The sequence below is a fragment of the Teredinibacter waterburyi genome, assembly GCF_001922985.1.
Lineage (GTDB): Bacteria > Pseudomonadota > Gammaproteobacteria > Pseudomonadales > Cellvibrionaceae > Teredinibacter > Teredinibacter waterburyi.
This window is the reverse complement of sequence record NZ_MRUH01000079.1, coordinates 1-584: the sequence shown is the minus strand read 5'-3', so window position 1 is coordinate 584 and position 584 is coordinate 1. Positions and strand designations below refer to the sequence as shown.

At 42.8% G+C, this 584-nt stretch carries 1 protein-coding gene; it reads right to left on the bottom strand.

The annotated features are described in order from the left end of the window. Nucleotides 1–131 precede the first annotated feature (131 nt). Nucleotides 132–584: hypothetical protein (locus IDZ20_RS05890; RefSeq protein ID WP_223144912.1), on the bottom strand; the 453-nt coding region annotated here is incomplete at its 5' end.

Genomic DNA, 584 nt, shown 5'->3' with positions numbered 1-584 from the left:
CATAACGCCGCCATTTGCGGCAAATTTGGAGTGGAGCGATTTGTGTTAGCGTAGCGTTAAGACACAAAACGAACCACGGAAAATTTGTCCAGCCCGCTTGCGGGCGAGGCAAGATGGCCTTGTTAGTGGCTTTACGATGCGCAATAAATATTAAGCCCTACCATTAAAAAAATTAGCACCACAAATAATACGATGACGCGACCATATGTTTTTCTTGTTGGCACACTCGTGCTTAAGAATAGCGTATATAGTTCTTCTAACTCCGGAGTATTTGGTTCTTCGCAGAGGATATCGTAATAGCTATTATCTCCGTATGGTTCAGAAACTTCGAACTTCTTGCCTTTATAATTAAATTCACAGAAAACTTCGGCACCCCAGCTCTTGTTCCAATATGTAATTTCTAGACCGGATAATCGTGAAAGAATATCCTTAGTTCCATTTTTCCCTACAAGTGCGTTGGGAAAACCAAAACAGCGAAACTCATTATTATCATTGATGTATCGCTCGATCTTCATATGCCCACTAACGCCGTGGTAATTTGCCCGCATTGCGGGAGTGGAGTTTTGGGGTAAAGTGGCGAAGCC